The following is a 17,025-nucleotide window of genomic DNA, read 5'->3' as shown; positions in this document are numbered from 1 at the left end:
GTGAACTGCCGTAAATAAAGAGCTCTAAACAAGATGGGCTTTCCTGTTTATAACAGGAAAGCCCATCTTGTTTACTTGAGTTAATCTGTGTTATAACATATTTTATACTTTTAACACTTCTTCCTTTTCCTCTTTAGAAAGCTGATCGGTTTTAACCGGAAAATATTTTTTTGTAAACGTATGTGTAAATTCTGCTCCGAAAAATAAAATCATCGAAGAGTAAGAAACCCACAATAACAGCAGTACAATTGAGCCGCCGGCTCCATAAGCCGATTCAGGTGTTGCCTTGCCAAAATAAAAACCAATGGCTGTTTTACCTATTGTAAACAATATGCCTGTAAGAATTGCGCCTAGCCATACCTGTTTCCAGGTTATATGTACATCCGGCAGTATTCTGAAAATTAATGCGAACAGAAATGAAATAATTATTAAAGAAACAGTAAAATTAATAATGTTAAAGAATGCAATAAATATTTCAGACATGTCTGATTGTATCCATTCTCCAACTGCGGAAAGTGCTGTAGATACTACAAGTGAGATCAGCAATAAAAATGCAATGGCTAATATTAACCCAAAAGAAAAAAGCCTGTTTTTAAGCATCGGCAGTATTCCCTTTTTATTTGTGATTTCTACTTCCCATATTTCATTTAATGTTTTTTGAAGTGCAACAAATACTCCCGTTGCACCAACAAGTAAGGTAGCGACTCCAATGATAGAGCCTAAAATGGTTTCTTTTGTTTTACCTGCGTTAAGTAACATTAACTCTGTCTGCTTAGCTACTTCAGCTCCAAAGGTGCTTGCAATCTGATGTATGATGTTTTGACTCACTACATCTCTGCTGAAAAAATAACCCATAATCGTTACTATTAATACCAGCAAGCCCGGCATACTGAAAATTGCATAGTAAGCAATCACGGCGCTTTGTCTGAATGGGTCTCTTTTATTCCATTCTTTAAATGTTGTTTTTAATAAACCGGGGAAATCTTTCAAGTAGATAAGCATATTGAAAATTGTTAAATATAAAATAAATAAGAGCTTTATGGAATTCAGTAAATAGCAGCATTTAATATTCGAAGAACATACTCTTAATCATCTATCACAATAAAGCCGCCTGCAAGGAACTTCAAGGACTGTCTGCCATTCAACGTGCTAAACAATTTTATTTAGTTGCACTTCTCTGACAAAGCACTGCATACGATAATTGCTTGTCCAGATCCGGAATCATATTTTTAGCCCAGGCGTTTATATATTCATCACTGGTTTCCGAATAAACGGCTTCAAAAAAATTAATCGTTTGCTTATGATTGTATATCATCTCGTCACAATAATATTCATCAAACGATGCTTCTGATTTATTCTCAAGCTCCGTAAAAATTTTTTCGCCTTCTGTGCTAAGCGATGTTGGAATCGAGATGGATTTTATTTTTGCCAGCTTAATAACAGATAATAATTTTTGTGTATAAAACTCTTCATTCATTTTGCCCAATTCTTTAACATCTGCTGTTTTCGCTCTCTTCTGAGCTAACTGTGCGAGTTTAATTTCCCTCAAACAAATCTCTGCTGTTGAAACTAAAATCAGCGCATTTTTTCGGTCTGCATCTGAACTGAATTTTGAATCATTGACCTGATTTACTATGGAAGCCGATTTGGCTGCTGATTTATTGCAGAAGGAACTTGAAAATAATACGGATACCCCCAGCATTAATCCTAAAAAGCAACTTATCTGAAGAAAGATTGTTTTAATACTTGATATGTCTTTCATGATTGCATGCATTTAATTTACAACAGCAATTTATTACTATTATAAAATCAATGTTTTACACTGCTTTCTGAAAGTATTGTATTATTACTACCCTAAATTAATGATACAGCGGCAGGAAAAAACTAAAGACAGATCCTTTGCCTGGAACGCTTTCTGCTCTGATGTAACCTTTATGATTTTCAACAATTTTTTTACAGATAGCCAGGCCTATTCCTGTTCCCGGATAGTCTGAATTGTTATGCAAACGATAAAATAATGTAAAAATCGCCTCTTCGTATTCCTGATCAAAACCCAGTCCGTTATCCATAATGGATATTTTATAAAACTCTTTATTCTTTTCTTTAATAATTGCTTCATAATCATTGGAATTGATAATAGAGCTTTCAATTTTAATTGCCGGCGGCACATCTGGCTTGCTGTATTTTAAAGAATTTGCAATCAGATTTATAAATAACTGTTGAATCTGGAACGGTATTATAATAAGTTGCGGCAAAGGATCTGAAGAAATCGTTGCTCCCGTCTCTTCTATTTGCTGCGTCAGTTCCTGTATTGCCTCATCCAGCAACAGATTGAGGTCTGTGTGTTCAAATATTTTTTCAACTTTATTTGTTCGTGAAAATAATAGCAGATCATCTATCAATACACGCATGCGTTTTGCTGCAATCTGTATCCTTTCCAGGTAATCTTTTCCTTGCTGTGATAGATTGCTGCTTTCTTTCTCATATATCCGCGAAATAAATGTTTGAATTTTTCTAAGCGGCTCCTGAAGGTCATGGCTGGCAACGTGGTTGAAGGATGCCAGTTCTTTATTGCTTTTTTCTAATTCACTGTTTCGGTCTTCCAGCGATTTGCTCACCAGATGTTCTTCTGTGATATCATTGTTTATACCAATGAGAATTTTATTGCCTGAAGAATCGGTAAGAAGCTTGCCAATAGATTTAAAGTACCTCATTTGGCCATCTTTCCGGATCACTCTGAAGAATGCGACACTGGATTGCTGTTCATCCAATACCATTCGCTCTCCATTTTTTATAACATGCCTGTCTTCCGGATGCACAAAATTAATAAATGCATCATTGCTTGATTCAAATGAATCCCGTTCAACTCCAAGTAAACGGTGCTGATTGTCGGAATAGATAAATTTATTCGTGGCCAGATCCCATTGCCAACTACTGAAACCGCCGATCTCTTCGGCATGTTTCATCGTTTCGGTAGCAATTTTCAGAACAAGGTTTGACTTTTTAAGCGATTCTAAATCGCGGCTTATTTTATAATATGAAAAAATAAATACGATTAAAGAAAACAATAACAGCATTAAGGAATAGAATGGAGTAAGAAACGATTCGTTCTCATACTTTTCCTGCCGTTCTACTAAATAAATATTTTCCAGCTCGATCATCTGGTTAATCTGACTGCGGATTGTGCGCATTACAGCCTTCCCGTCTATCAAACTCTTGTTAAAGCGCTTTGCATTTACGGGCACAGAGTCATTTAGATTAATGGAGTTCTCAAAAAGAATATTGTATCGAACCTTTATGAGTTTTACAAGAGAATCTAAATTGTTCTGTTGTTTTAAATTATCCTGTGTCAAACCCTGCAGTCTGTTTATAGATTGGCTTATGCGGGTTCTTGAATTATTAAATGCAGAAAGGAAAGTGGTGTCTCTTGAAATGAAATAAGCCGTTTGATTAATTTCAACATCTTTAAGCAGCGAGTTTAATTGCTCCAGCTCCAGATTTACTTTATGCGAATGAATTAAGCGTTTGGATGAATGAATGAGGCCTGTAGAGTGCTTATACGTAAATGTTGAAATGAATATTAATATAAACAATGATGCAACAAAAATGCATTTTAGCAAAATTGATTTATTAAATACTGACTTAATGTTCATTCCTTATATGCTTATACCTTTAGATGTTATATGCTTAATAAAAAATTATCTCTGTTTAACCCGCTTGTATGATATTGCCAGTTAAGTGTTATTACATCTGAAAGGATATTTTTTAAGGTAGAAAATTCATGCGGCTTTTTGATGTATACATTAGCTCCCTGTACAAATGTTTCTTCAATATCTTCGTCCGAAGCTGAAGTAGAATAAATAGCGATTGCTATATTCTTTAACCGGTCTATCTGCTTTATTTCTTTTAAACAATCAATCCCTGTTTTTCCGGGCATATTCAAATCCAGAAACAACACGTGCGGCAGAACTGCGTCTGGTTTGGTCAGATAGTTCATTAATTCAATACCGTTATTTAATGTTGTTACAGACGTTTTTATCTTAATTTCATCAAATGCTTCTTTGAAAAAGAGTCTGTCGTCTTCATCATCATCTGCCAGCATTACTCTAATCAGTTCGTTCTGCATCTTATGTAGTGTTTATTGTTTATTAAAAATTTTAATTATTTGTTTTGAAGCGCACTTTTACGCTTGTCAATGATCCGTTGGAATGCGCTTGGCGTAAGTCCTGTAGCACTTTTAAACTGGTTACTGAAATGCGCAACACTGCTGTAGTTCAGCTTCCAGGCAATTTCAGTAATGGTTAACTCATTTGTCAATATCAATTGCTTGGCACGTTCAATCTTTTGCAGAATAATGAAATTGGCAATAGATGTATACGTCACATCAGAAAAAAGATTTGAAATGTATCCATAGCTTTGGCCAATCTTGTCTGCCAGATATGCTGACGTTTTTGAATTGGACAATTTCTCTTCTGAATATACCATTTCAACAATGGCGTCTTTGATCTTTTGTACCAAAACACTCTTATGGCTTTCTACAACAGAAATACCATAATCATTTAAGTTTTGATTTAATTTTTTTATGGTTTCTGCAGAAGGGTCATTGTTGATTTCAACTTCACCAAAACCAAGTACTGAATAGTTTAGATTTAATGTCTCCAGTTGTTCCTGTAATACCTTTTTACAAATGGTATTTATGTCAAATTTTAAATAGAGCTTCATTATTCTTCTTTTAATAAATATAAATATTTTTGGGGTATAAATAATAAACCTTGTCTCAAAATTAACTGTGACAAGGCATATTATAAAGAATATCGTATGTTTATTATTTTTTATTCATTGCAACCATAGCGATTCCGCCAATTACTAAAATTACGCCAACAATTGGTGACCATTGTACGGGATGTTTTTCTTCTTTGTTGATTTCAATCGGACCAACATCTACTACTTTTTCCTTTGTGATAATATTAAAGCCTGTATATGCGATCATAAGAGCTCCGATAATGATCACTAAAATTCCTGCATTTCTCATATATAAAATTAGTTGTTAATAGAAAGATTTTTCTTAGATAGACATGAATTTATTCCATTCAAGCCATTCTGCAGAACGTTTTATTTTAACCAGATACTCATCATCTTTAAAAACTTTGTGGAAGGTATTTAAAGCAAAAATCAAGGTGTTTACTTCCGTTGATTTTTTACCTTCAAACATTTTTTCTTCCTGTAAAAAAGATGCGGAATCATCGTTTTTGAAAACTTTTGACAAAAGGAAATCAAATGATGTTTTTGATATTTGTTTGTAAGCAGGCTCACCTGTTGACAGCCATGCGCAAAGCAATGCTTCTGATATCTGGCTGCTTGATAAGGATATAGTACTTTGAAACCATTTCCAGTTATTGTTTTCTACATCTTTATACAAGTTCACCAATATATTTGCGTATTGTTTGATTAACCAAACGCCTTCAATTGTTTCGTTGCGCGTATTGCGGTAGTGCAAACCTTTAATAATATACGCAATAGCATTAACGGAATGTATTTTTTTAATGCCGGCTAATGCTTCTACAAACATTGCTTCGGCTTTCTCTACTGTTTCTGCAGGAAGCATTTTCTTCTTAGATATTAAGTATCCAAGAGCCCAGATAGCACAACCTGTTGTATCTGCTAAATTTACACCGTTGTTTTCGTCTGTAAATTTCTTTTCTATATCTACATATTTGAAAAAATAGCCATTAGGCTGCAGGCAATATTGAATGAAATTCAAGTAAATGTCTATCAGTTCAAGATCTGTTTTTTCTCTTGTTAATTCATAATGTTCACACATGATAACCAATGCGGTAGCATTATCATCCAATGCGTAAATATTTAAATCTGTATCGTTGATATTCTGCTTGAACCCGAAATCGGTAGTCAGCGTTTTGATCTGGTTGAAGCTATACTCTGCAAAAGATTGATTTGTGTAATCAGCCGACTGCTTATTATATGCCGGTATTGTTTTATATGTTAATACAGCATTTGATGTGTGCAATGCTGCCGCTTTTTGCGGGGCGGCATTTATAACATCTGTAGCTTGGGTTGTTGAAAATGTTTTTATAACATCCTGCTCGCTTTTAGCGTTGCTTTTATTTCTCAACTTTCTCATAACACAATTCTTTTATTAGTAGTATGGTCTACAGGAATTAATCTTCCATTAGAGTGTTGTAAAAGTGCGGAGTTTGAGCGGCTAATACATTACAGGATTTTAGGCTATTGTTACAAAAATTACATGTTGTGTATATAGGTTAACATACCACTTGCTATTATTTCATTTAATTTCAGTCAGTTATATTAAATTAATTCAAATATTATAAATAAGGTATCTTTAAAATTCATGTCTGCGCATTCCAATTTTTTTTCTTACTACTTGAGAAACCGTATCCGGCGAGATTCACGTTGAGTAAAAAACCAATCGGTTTTATGCTCTTTACTAAAAATGGGTTGGCATTTTAAGAGCCTGCAGGAAAAATAAGTACAAACGTACAGCCTTTGCCCAAATTGGATTTAACCTTTATTTCTGAATTGTTTGCATCCATCAGCTGTTTGCACAACATCAAACCAATACCTGCCCCTTTTTCATTTTGTGTGCCAAATCTGTTTTTAGAGAAATTATTTACAAAAAGCTTTTCCATAATTTCCTTTGGAATACCAATCCCATCATCACTTATTGATAAGGCAATTTTATTGTCTGCTTTTTCTGTGTTAATTCTAATACGGCCTTCTGCCTGAGAAAATTTTATTGCGTTGCTCACAATGTTTCTAAATACGATCTGAAACATTACTTTATCAAATTGAATGTGGTCAGCATCGTTCACGTTTAATTCAATATGGATTTTCTTTTGATCTATTAAATACGAGAGGTTCTTCAGTTCCTTTTCAATATCCTCTTTCAGAATCAGTTTTATAGGCTCAGGATGTAAGCCATTCATTTGAGAATAGGACCAGGTAAGGAGATTGTCCAGCATTTGATATACATAAATAGATGTTTCCTTTAACCGTAACCCAAGCAGCTGAATTTCTTCTTCTGATATTTTTGCCTGAAGCATAATTTCTGAAAGACTCAACAGATTGTTTACCGGCTGGCGCACATCATGCGAAATGATGGATAACAATTTATTTTTTAACGTATTCAGGTCTTCCTGCTCTTGTGCTGTCTTATTTAATTGAATGGTAGATTCATAGAGTGCATTACGCTCCTGCTGCAAGCGTTCATTTTTTTTTGCCAAACCCTTTAGCAGCAGTTCTGAAGAAAAAATAAATACATAACAAACGAATAATGTACCAAACAACGACACTCCGCTGAATATCGTATTAATAATAAAAATCTCTGTTTCTTCTAAAACCATTAAAGAACTCACGGTAAAATTATTCATCACAAAGCCCAGTATACACATAGCTATTACAACAATGATTGAAACAAAAAATGCAGCTCTGTGTTCTTTGTCAAATAGCAAAAACAAAATTACCACTAACGGAATATAAAAAACAGTCATATTTATTCTGCTTCCGAAGATTACCGATAAGGCAAAGATGTTTATGGCTATTGTTGAAAATAAAAATGATTTGGCAACACTATACAAACCCCGTGCATTAAAATTAAAGCTGATTACATAACCGGCAGAAAAAATCACGCACACTCCGGCAAGCACGTGCAGGTTAAGTATTATGTAAGGAATGACAATTGCTATGGATGTAAACAAACATAACAAAGACAAAACATTTACAAAGTAAATACGTTTTGCATCGATGGATTCGATTTTTGAATTAATGCCTTTTAAAAACAGTTCTAGTAGCAAATTTTTACGTTTTAATGATTAATTCATTGGGAGCTTAATGGTAAATATCGTTTGCTGTTTGGGGATACTTTTAGCTTCGATTTTTCCGCCGCAGTTTTCAAGGAGATTTTTGCACAGCAGCAAGCCAATCCCTGATCCTTTTTCGTTATACGTGCCTGCCCTGCTTACAGATTTATCATTTGTAAAAAGTTTGTCCAGTATTTCTTTCGGCATACCAATACCTGAATCTTTAACCTGAATAACTAAATCTCTATCAGCAATTTCCGCATGCACATGAATAACCTGTTCCTGATAGCTGAATTTTATAGCATTTGAAATAATATTCCGGATAACGATTTCAAGCATGCTTGAGTCTGCCTGAATAAAAATAGTGTGATCTATTTTTTCAATAATCGAAATATTTTTTTGCGTAAGCTTTACATCAAGCTGCTTAAAGATGTCGTTGATGAGTTCTTTAATGTTAACCTCTACAATGTTAGGCTTCGAGGCATTATTAATCTGAAATGCAGACCAGCTTAGTAAATTGTCCAGCAACTGATTGGTGCTGTCGGTAGATTTTTTTAATTGTTCCGTTATAACGGTTTCTTCTTCTCTTGATAATTTTTTACTGATCAATAATTCTGTTAACCCATGGATTGTGTTTATCGGGCTTCTCAGATCGTGAGAGATGATGCGGAACAAATGATCTTTCATAAGATTCATTCGCTCCTGGTCTTCCTTTGCCCGTTTTAATAAAAAATTATTTTGAAGTTCTACTTCCTTTTGTTTTGACAGAGCTTTATTCGCATCTATTAATTCTATCTCTCCGGCTTCAGTCAGTTGAAGGAATAAAAAGGCAAGGATAACCATACAAAGCATCGATGTTATGTCGAATGCATTATTTATATTTCTGTATGTTTCAAATGAATAAATCTGTTCCGGACCATAAATCCGGTGAACAAATGTATTGATCATAACAATATTGACTGCTGTGAGGATCAGCAGTGCGTACATTGGCACTTTCTCTTTTTTTGAAAAAATCAATAAGGGCACAATTGCGATTGGTATAAAGAACACTTTAATCTCAACGAAAACACCTAACACAATTGCCATAAAAAAAACCTGCGCCAGCATTGCACTATATAGCATAACCTTTGCGGCCAGCGGGTTTTTAAGCTCGTACATGGACCATGCAATCACATATACAATAGAGAAAAATGCAAAAATAATATTTAAAGGATAAATCTTTTGTATAAAAAATACAATCGAAAAGCCAACACTTAATACAAAGCAAAGCGCAATTGTCACTTTAGCAATGAAATTGCGCTTTGCGTCTATGCTGTTTTCCGTAAGTATTTTTGGTGAAAAAATTTTATTCATACATACATGAAGCTGCAGTGCTTCTGATAAGCATATTACCTTTTCACTACGCTACGTGTAATTTTCAACAATTCAGAATTGCCTGCTATAAGCGCTAATTCCAACGGTATTTTTACAAGTTTATATCTAACAACGTATGTTAATGTTTCTCCGGCTTTTAATTGAACATACGTACCTTGCTGTTCAATTTCAATGTAGCTGTGATCCGGGTTCGCATATAATTCAATTTCACCTTCTTCCGGTGCATATTTCCCTGTTGCTACATCTTCAAATGTTTTTACTAATAATAGCGCACCTTTTGCCTGTGCAAGCCAGCCTTCTTTTCCGTCTGCCAATAATTTAGGCACACCGGACGGAATTGTTGCGGCTTTATATTCAAACCAGGTAACACCTAATGTATCTTTGGTTAACGGTGCCAGCTGTCCGCGTTTAGCCTCGTCGCCGGATGGATAGAATGTTAAGCCGCCCGGTGCTACTCTTGAAATTTCCCAGCCAGCAACTTTTTGTGCAACTGTTGTATCGTTTAAAATTGTATAGGTTATAATTAACGATGTGTCTTTTGTGTCAATGCTGTATGCCTTTGTAAATACAAATCCCTGTTTCGGATCTTTTTGACTTTTTAATACCACCGCTCCGGAATCCTGTAAAACGGTATACGCCAGATTGTCTAATTGTTGTGAAGGCGGCCATCCCCATGCGCGTTGCGGACTAGGCCACATAGATGTTCCCCAGTTTCCGGCATTAACTGTTTTGCCGGATAAAATATTTGTTCCGCTTAACGAAAACGCTTCTAATCTTCCGCCGTTTTTATAATCAATCAATGCCTGTATATCACCAAAAGCAAGTGTGTACGCGCTGTCACCAATAGCTGCGATTTGAACCGTTGCATTTTTTATTGTGTCTTTTGTTTCCGCATTTTCTACCGTTTTAGTTTCTGTACAGGAAAAGAATACTGTTCCAAAAATTATAACAGATGGGAATAGGTACTTTATTTTCATAAGAAATTTCTTAATTTATTGATTAATAACTCTTTCAAATGGAAATTTACATGAAAAAACACCAAAAGGAAACCTTACGCAAGACTATTTGTGTATAAAGAAGGTACATACCGACCTGCATTTTATTGGGTTACTACCTGATCTACGGTAGCAGCAGCGCTGGTTGTAGCTGTTATTGGTATTGTTTTTTTACAATCAGCCTTCCAATAATTTCTTTCACATCTGCCGCCTGATTAATTTTATACATCCATCTGTTTTCCTCATAACTATTGCATAAATTGGAATAGCTTAGAGCATAAAACATAACGTGCTTTATTGATATGTTATATGTGTTTATCATCTCATCGTAATTAATTTATATCATGACTAAAGTAACATTAAAAGGAAACGCAACAACCATCAAAGGTGATCTGCCAAGCATTGGAAATACTGCACCTGACTTCACATTCGTAAAAACAGATTTGTCTGAAGGTACATTATATGGTGAAGGCAAAGTTGTAAAAGTTATTATTGCCGTTCCAAGTTTAGATACAAGTGTGTGTGCTCTTGAAACAAGACAGTTCAACCAGAAGCTTGCTGCTTCCACAGGTGTTAAAGGGTTGGTTATTTCCAAAGATCTGCCTTTTGCCATGAAACGTTTTTGTGAAACAGAAGGTATTGCAAATGTAACAAGCGGATCTGATTTCAGAGGATCTGAGTTTGTTCAAAAATACAATACTGAAATTTTGGAAGGACCGTTAAAAGGCCTTTCCGCACGTGCTATTATTGTTGTGGATCAAGACAATGTGGTTCGCTATACCGAATTGGTTCCTGAAATTGCTTCTGAACCTGATTATGAGCACGTATTAAAAGCAATCGAATCATTAAAATAGATTCTGACCGCTTATCTTATTATATTGTAAAGAGTCGCAAATGCGACTCTTTTTTTTTATTTTACAGCAAACATTCGATTCATGATACGCAAGCAAATAGGTTTTCTTTTTATATTTCTTTTATCCGTTTCATTTGGTCATGCGAATAAAATTAATGCCCTGGCGTTAAAAAACGGTTGCAGCATTATACAAAAACCTTCTACATTTTTTACACCTACACCATATGCTGCTAAAATAAATGATTGGTCGGTTTTTGGTTTACTGGATCAAAACGCTGCTACTGGCTGGTGTTCGGGCGCAACATCCAAAGTGCCGTATGTATTTGTCTTTGAATTATCGGAAGATTTTCTGATCAGCAATTTTGCATTCAATACATTTTGCCAGAAAGAATATAAAAACATCAGTGCCAAAGATATTAAAGTTGAATATTCAATGACCTCGGCCAAGTCTGGCTTTCTGCCTGCAGCAACGTATCTGCTGGAAGAAAATAAATACAATTCCTTTGATATTGCGCCCGTAAAAGCCCGCTGGATTAAACTTACCATTTTATCAAACTACGGAAACCTGCAATGGACGGAGTTAATGGAGTTTGAAGCATGGGGCACATTTGTTACACCTGGTGTTACTGCTGCTTCTATCACAGGTGTTTGGAATACCAACTTTGATTGGGTAAGTATTAATAAAGTTGCAAACGGAACCATATATGGCTGCTACAAATGGAAAAACGGAGAAATATATCTGACACAGGTTAGCCGGAAAACATACACATTCGCCTGGAAGCAAAACGACGATGAGAAACTTTCTGGTTGGTGTTTACTTGTATTGAATAAAGAAGGAACAAAGATGAACGGCATCTGGGGGTATGGCACTGATACAACAAAGTTTGGTTACTGGGAATTTTCTAAACTGCAAAGTACGCCGTATGCATGCAGCAACGATGCAATTGCCGCGGCAGGTATTGTTAAAAAAGAACCGGTAAAAACAGAGCCCAAGCTTAATGTAATGATCGAAATCATTGATAAAAGTTCTACAAAACCTATTGATGGGCATATTGATATTTATTCGCAGGCAACATCTGTAAGTGTGATTTCAAAAGAAGGATTATATAGTACCGATATTTCTGTAGCACCTTATGTTATTGTCAAAACATTTCTGCCTTCCTACTATCCAACACTTGATACATTTGTGATTACTGCTGCCGAACAAAAGGCGCTGTATGCCACACGTATCATTGAGTTATCAAAACTATCTTCAGGTACAAACATTTTGCTGCACAATGTGCTTTTTGAACGTACCAGCTATGAGCTGCTATCTTCTTCGCTACCAGCGCTTGATCAATTAGTTACAGTAATGAATCAGTATCCGGGTATGATCATCGAGCTTTCAGGACATACGGATAATGTGGGCAGTGCGAAAAAAAATATGGAGTTGTCAAAAAATCGTGTTGAATCTGCAAAAAAATATCTGGTAAGCAAAGGCATCAGCGCCGACCGCATTAAAAGTGTTGGTTACGGAAGCAAATATCCTGTGGCCAGCAATGATGGTGAACAAACCAGAAAATACAACAGACGTGTTGAACTCCGCATTATAACCATGTAGGGGCAACGGTTACGCTTACGCATCTTTACGGTTACTACCCTTTACAATTACAGAGCTTTACGGTTGCCAAAATATCGGCAACCGTAAAAAGTTGCCCCTACTTGAACCGATCGTGCAGGCTATTCATATACGTTGTTAATTCTTTGGTGAAAGAATCCAGTGATTCAACGGACTGTTTCATGTAATCGGTAATCTGTAACAGGTCTTCGCGTGTACTTTTTGTTGTATTTAATAGTGAAGACATTCCCATGATTTGTGTAATTGGCTGACGTACCCGGTGCGATGTCATGAACAGCATTTTTTCCAGGCCGTTAATATATTCAATTCTGTTTTCTTCAATTTTTTTACGTTCTGTGATATCAATGGATAGTATAAACAACCCTTCTGAAACTGGCTGTATCCGCAATTCAAACCAGCCTTTAGAATTGTCGGGATATGTAAATTCATTTTCAAAATAATCTGCTTTGCGTTCGCGCATACAAACTTTTAACAGATCAAACATCGGCGTTTTTTCAATACCCGGATATTTTTCCATCATCGTATAGCCAAGTAATTCTTCTTTGGAATACTTACTATGCTTTATGACAGCGTCATTCACATACAAGTACTTCCAATCAAAACTTATTAGTTGAAACCCCTCTATAAGATTATCAAGTGTTGTTTCCTGATTTCTGCTTTCAGATAATTCTCCTGTCATACGTTCTTTTCCATTTAGCGTGATTGCATGCCAGCCGTGCTGTTACAATAAATACAATGCTTATCGTGATTATTTCATTGTAACGTATGTGACCTGAATAAGATCAAAAAATAGCTGGTTTATAGATTGAAATTAAAAATAATTCTGCGAAATTTTTACTTTCAAATACTATTTCTATTTGACAGGTATTATGTAAATTCAGCTTGTTGAATAAAATATATAAAATGTGCTTTTGTGAAGTTTTTTTCAATAAAATTAAAAATGATGTGAATTAACCTTTGTTAATTGCTTTAATTCCCAATTCTTTACAGAATTAAACTGTTAATTGAATCATGAAAATTTTAGTGATCGAAGATGAAGTTTCCATGCAGGAAATAGTTCAGGAAACACTCGAAAAGGAATTGTATGTTGTAGAATCAGCAACCACGTATCAGAGCGCTTTGGACAAAATTATTTCGTTTGATTACGATTGTATTTTACTTGATATTATGCTGCCCGATGGAAGTGGTTTTGATATTTTAAAAGAATTGAAACGGCTTGACAAAGCAAGTAACGTCATTATTATTTCAGCAAAAAATTCTATTGAAGATAAAGTTGCAGGACTTAATCTTGGTGCGGATGATTATTTAATCAAGCCCTTTCATATTGCGGAACTAACAGCACGCGTTAAATCTGTGCTTAGGAGAAAAACATTGAAGGGGAAAAATGAACTCGAGATCAACAATGTTAAGATTCAGTTTGAAGACCGCGTTGCGTTTATAAACAATGAACCTATTGCACTGAACAGAAAAGAGTTTGACGTGCTGGCTTATTTTATGGTAAACAAAAACAGGCTCATAAATAAAACTTCTTTAGCCGAACATGTATGGGGCGACTTTACCGATGAATCAGATGATTTTGAATTCATTTATTCGCAAATAAAAAATCTGCGTAAAAAATTAAAGGATCAACAAGCTGCAATCGAAATTCAGGCAGTTTACGGCATTGGTTATAAGCTTATCGCTTTATGAGGTTACACAACTATACATTACTCTACATATCTGTTGCACTTTTTTTCATCATTAGTGTTTGGGCGGCCACGTTTTATTTCCAGATGCTCGATGAAGTGTACGATAGTATCGATGATAACCTTGAAAATTACAAACTGCTCATTATTCAAAAGGCACATAAAGATTCTTCTATTCTTCAAAAAACATCTTTTGATGAAAGCAATTATGCCATCCGTAAAATTACCGATCTGGAAATACATAAAAGAAAAGATGTGTTTAAAGATACAAGCATGTATATGCTTAACGAAGACGATCTGGAAACCGTGCGTTTACTAAAAACTGTTTTTACAATAAACCATTCCGATTATTATGAATTACGCATCATTTCATCTATGGTTGAGGAAGATGATCTTATCGAAGATCTTTTTTATTCACTCATCTGGCTCTATATCATTTTACTGATCAGTATTTTTATTGTTAATACTGTTTTATTAAAAAAAATCTGGAAACCATTTTATGGTTTATTGAAGCAGCTGGAAAGCTTCAGTTTACATTCCAGCAACTTCAATACTCCGCAAACAAATGTACATGAGTTTAAACTGTTGAATACTGCCATTTCTGATCTTCTAAAAAAGAATATAGAACTCTATAACAGTCAAAAACAATTTATAGAAAATGCTTCGCATGAATTACAGACACCTCTTGCTATAAGTATTAACAAGCTGGAGCTGCTGGCAGAAAAAAATGATCTTTCAGAATCTGATCTGTCCATGGTAGCTTCTGCAATCGAAAATCTGCATCGCCTGACGCGTTTAAATAAATCCTTACTATTACTATCTAAAATTGAAAACAAACAATTTACCGATGAAGCACAGATTTCGATTGCTGAAATTTGTGAGCGCTTAACAACTGATTTTTCAGATCTGGCTTCCTTTAAAAATATTTCTCTTAAATATGTTAACCAAGCGGATGTTTCTGTAAAAATGAATAAAGATCTGGCAGATGTTTTATTAAGCAATTTAATTAAAAATGCCATTGTGCATACGCCGGCAAATGGTTCTGTACAAATTATTACTGAAGCGCATGCGGTAACCATTCAAAACTCCGGGGATACCGCGCTTGATGAAAAAAATATTTTTATGCGCTTTTATAAAAATTCCGCTGAAAAAAACACTACCGGTCTCGGGCTCGCTATTGTAAAAACAATTGCCGACAAATATAAATTCAAGATCTTTTATTCCTATCAGGGAATGCATAAAATTAAAATCGGGTTTTAATATTTTATTTCCCAATTCTTTCCTGATTCAGTTTTTAATTTGACTGAAAATTCAGGAATCATGAAACAACTCCTATCTTTTATTATCTGTATTATAAGCATGTATTCTGTACTGGCGCAGAATCCTGTTTTACCTAAAGTAAGCCATGCCGAACCGTTATACATGGACCTGATCCGTGACCTTGGTGCAAGGCGCGGCGAACAGGAATTAAATGTTGGCGGCAGTATTCAAAAAAACAATCAATATATTTCGTACGGCAGTTTTATAGAATACGAATTTGCTTTGTTCAATCGCTTCGACATGGAAGTTGAAGTGCCGCTTGCATTTTATCAGGTGCTGCCGTTTGAAAATACAAATCCTGCGCTCAATCCTAAAAACAGAATGGAAGGAATAAAAGTATCTGCGCAATACACCTTTTTAGTTTCTCCTGAAAAGAAGTTATCCATGGCTGTAGCATATACCAATCAATTTCTGTTTCATTCTTTTAAAACACTAAGCAATGAAAATAAATTAGCCAAAGGAAATTTATACAGTCCGTTTTTAATTACAGCAAAAAAATGGGGGGCAAATATGCATACCATGCTTATCGCCGGACCACTTTATGAGCAGATGTTTTCTTCAACTGCAAATTCCCTGGGATATCAGGTACATGCAAGCATGTTTTATGCATTCTTAAAAAAGAATTTTGCCGGTGCGGAATTAAATCATGTGTATTTGAATGACAGCTATTCAACAATTCTGCATCCCCAGATAAAATATAACGTTTCTTCTTCAATCGCTGTTGGCCTTGTAACAGCCATACCAATCAACCAGGCTTATGAACCATCTGTATTTTTCAGATTTATTTATGAACCCAAAAGAAAATAATACAATAAATTTCTGTTCCCAATTGTTTCCTGTTTTAATGTATTTATTTGTAATATAACCAAACCAAAAAAAATTTATGAAAAAGCTATCTATATTGTTTTTAGTTATGAGCACAGGCTGTGTTTCGTATGCACAGGATATTGCTCAGAAAGATGTACCGGCTGTTGTTGTAAATGCCTTTCAGCAAAAATTTCCGCAGCAATCTGTTGTTGAGTGGGAATTAAAAAGAGGATTGTACGAAGCAGAATTCGAAATTAAAAATATGGACCACAGTGTTTATTTAGACAGTACCGGAAAAATTGTTAAACACAAACAGGAAATAGCTGTAAGCGATCTTCCATCGGCTGTTACCGCTTCCATTCAGAAAAACTTCAGCGGTTATAAAGTGGATGATGCTAAAAAAATTGAAGTGGGAAATACAGTACGTTATAAAGTTGATGTTGAAAAAGGCGCAGAAGAACGTAAAGTAACTTTCAGTGCCGATGGAAAAATTGAAGAAAACAAAATGGACTAATAAAAAAGCGCGCGGTTCGTACAA

General features: G+C 35.1%; 17 protein-coding genes. 6 read left to right on the top strand and 11 right to left on the bottom strand.

Going from position 1 to position 17,025, the window contains the following annotated elements:
• Positions 1-102: 102 nt before the first annotated feature.
• The 10 genes from CHU_RS17235 to CHU_RS17190 all read right to left on the bottom strand — a co-directional run bounded on the left by CHU_RS17235 (position 103) and on the right by CHU_RS17190 (position 10,186).
• Positions 103-1,002, bottom strand: a complete 900-nt coding sequence (locus CHU_RS17235; protein WP_011586888.1) for a YihY/virulence factor BrkB family protein — start codon at positions 1,000-1,002, stop codon at positions 103-105.
• Positions 1,003-1,159: 157 nt separating this feature from the next.
• Positions 1,160-1,762, bottom strand: a complete 603-nt coding sequence (locus CHU_RS17230) for a DUF4142 domain-containing protein (protein WP_177254176.1) — start codon at positions 1,760-1,762, stop codon at positions 1,160-1,162.
• Between the two features lie 97 nt (positions 1,763-1,859).
• Positions 1,860-3,653, bottom strand: a complete 1,794-nt coding sequence (locus tag CHU_RS17225; protein ID WP_041932475.1) for a sensor histidine kinase — start codon at positions 3,651-3,653, stop codon at positions 1,860-1,862.
• 26 nt (positions 3,654-3,679) lie between these two features.
• Positions 3,680-4,126 carry a response regulator gene (locus tag CHU_RS17220; protein WP_011586885.1) on the bottom strand — a complete coding sequence of 149 codons (447 nt, stop codon included), beginning with the start codon at positions 4,124-4,126 and terminating at the stop codon, positions 3,680-3,682.
• A 35-nt stretch (positions 4,127-4,161) separates the two neighbouring features.
• The gene (locus CHU_RS17215) at positions 4,162-4,722 is read right to left on the bottom strand and encodes a helix-turn-helix domain-containing protein (protein ID WP_011586884.1); all 561 of its coding nucleotides are present in this window, start codon (positions 4,720-4,722) and stop codon (positions 4,162-4,164) included.
• A gap of 103 nt (positions 4,723-4,825) precedes the next feature.
• Complete coding sequence (locus CHU_RS17210; RefSeq protein WP_011586883.1) at positions 4,826-5,032, bottom strand: hypothetical protein; 207 nt, start codon at positions 5,030-5,032, stop codon at positions 4,826-4,828.
• A gap of 33 nt (positions 5,033-5,065) precedes the next feature.
• Positions 5,066-6,139: a hypothetical protein gene (locus CHU_RS17205; protein WP_011586882.1), complete on the bottom strand. Its 1,074-nt coding sequence runs from the start codon at positions 6,137-6,139 to the stop codon at positions 5,066-5,068.
• A 343-nt stretch (positions 6,140-6,482) separates the two neighbouring features.
• Complete coding sequence (locus tag CHU_RS17200) at positions 6,483-7,829, bottom strand: sensor histidine kinase (RefSeq protein ID WP_011586881.1); 1,347 nt, start codon at positions 7,827-7,829, stop codon at positions 6,483-6,485.
• 18 nt (positions 7,830-7,847) lie between these two features.
• Positions 7,848-9,188 (bottom strand): sensor histidine kinase, encoded by a 1,341-nt coding sequence (locus CHU_RS17195; RefSeq protein ID WP_011586880.1) that lies wholly within the window; start codon positions 9,186-9,188, stop codon positions 7,848-7,850.
• Between the two features lie 35 nt (positions 9,189-9,223).
• Positions 9,224-10,186: a DUF4380 domain-containing protein gene (locus CHU_RS17190; protein ID WP_011586879.1), complete on the bottom strand. Its 963-nt coding sequence runs from the start codon at positions 10,184-10,186 to the stop codon at positions 9,224-9,226.
• 362 nt (positions 10,187-10,548) lie between these two features.
• On the opposite strand from CHU_RS17190, the gene tpx reads away from it, so the two are divergent.
• Together tpx and CHU_RS17180 are read left to right on the top strand one after the other, a co-directional pair.
• Positions 10,549-11,058, top strand: a complete 510-nt coding sequence (gene tpx / locus CHU_RS17185) for a thiol peroxidase (protein ID WP_011586877.1) — start codon at positions 10,549-10,551, stop codon at positions 11,056-11,058.
• A gap of 81 nt (positions 11,059-11,139) precedes the next feature.
• Positions 11,140-12,657, top strand: a complete 1,518-nt coding sequence (locus CHU_RS17180) for an OmpA family protein (protein WP_011586876.1) — start codon at positions 11,140-11,142, stop codon at positions 12,655-12,657.
• 97 nt (positions 12,658-12,754) lie between these two features.
• Here CHU_RS17180 and CHU_RS17175 read toward each other — a convergent pair whose 3' ends face one another.
• A complete protein-coding gene (locus CHU_RS17175; RefSeq protein WP_011586875.1) occupies positions 12,755-13,354 on the bottom strand; it encodes a PAS domain S-box protein in 600 nt (199 codons plus the stop codon).
• Positions 13,355-13,686: 332 nt separating this feature from the next.
• Between CHU_RS17175 and CHU_RS17170 the strand changes: the two genes are divergently transcribed.
• From CHU_RS17170 to CHU_RS17155, 4 genes are all read left to right on the top strand, one after another.
• Positions 13,687-14,364, top strand: coding sequence for a response regulator transcription factor (locus tag CHU_RS17170; RefSeq protein ID WP_011586874.1), 678 nt, complete (start codon positions 13,687-13,689; stop codon positions 14,362-14,364).
• Complete coding sequence (locus CHU_RS17165) at positions 14,361-15,620, top strand: sensor histidine kinase (RefSeq protein ID WP_011586873.1); 1,260 nt, start codon at positions 14,361-14,363, stop codon at positions 15,618-15,620. Before CHU_RS17170 ends, CHU_RS17165 begins: the two co-directional genes overlap by 4 nt.
• 60 nt (positions 15,621-15,680) lie before the next feature.
• On the top strand, positions 15,681-16,487 hold the full coding sequence (locus CHU_RS17160) for an HAEPLYID family protein (protein ID WP_011586872.1): 807 nt from the start codon (positions 15,681-15,683) through the stop codon (positions 16,485-16,487).
• A 76-nt stretch (positions 16,488-16,563) separates the two neighbouring features.
• Positions 16,564-17,001, top strand: a complete 438-nt coding sequence (locus CHU_RS17155) for a PepSY-like domain-containing protein (RefSeq protein ID WP_011586871.1) — start codon at positions 16,564-16,566, stop codon at positions 16,999-17,001.
• Positions 17,002-17,025 lie beyond the last annotated feature (24 nt).

This window comes from Cytophaga hutchinsonii ATCC 33406 (genome assembly GCF_000014145.1).
Lineage (GTDB): Bacteria > Bacteroidota > Bacteroidia > Cytophagales > Cytophagaceae > Cytophaga > Cytophaga hutchinsonii.
The sequence above is the reverse complement of the archived record's forward strand: the minus strand, read 5'-3'. Positions and strand labels throughout refer to the sequence as shown.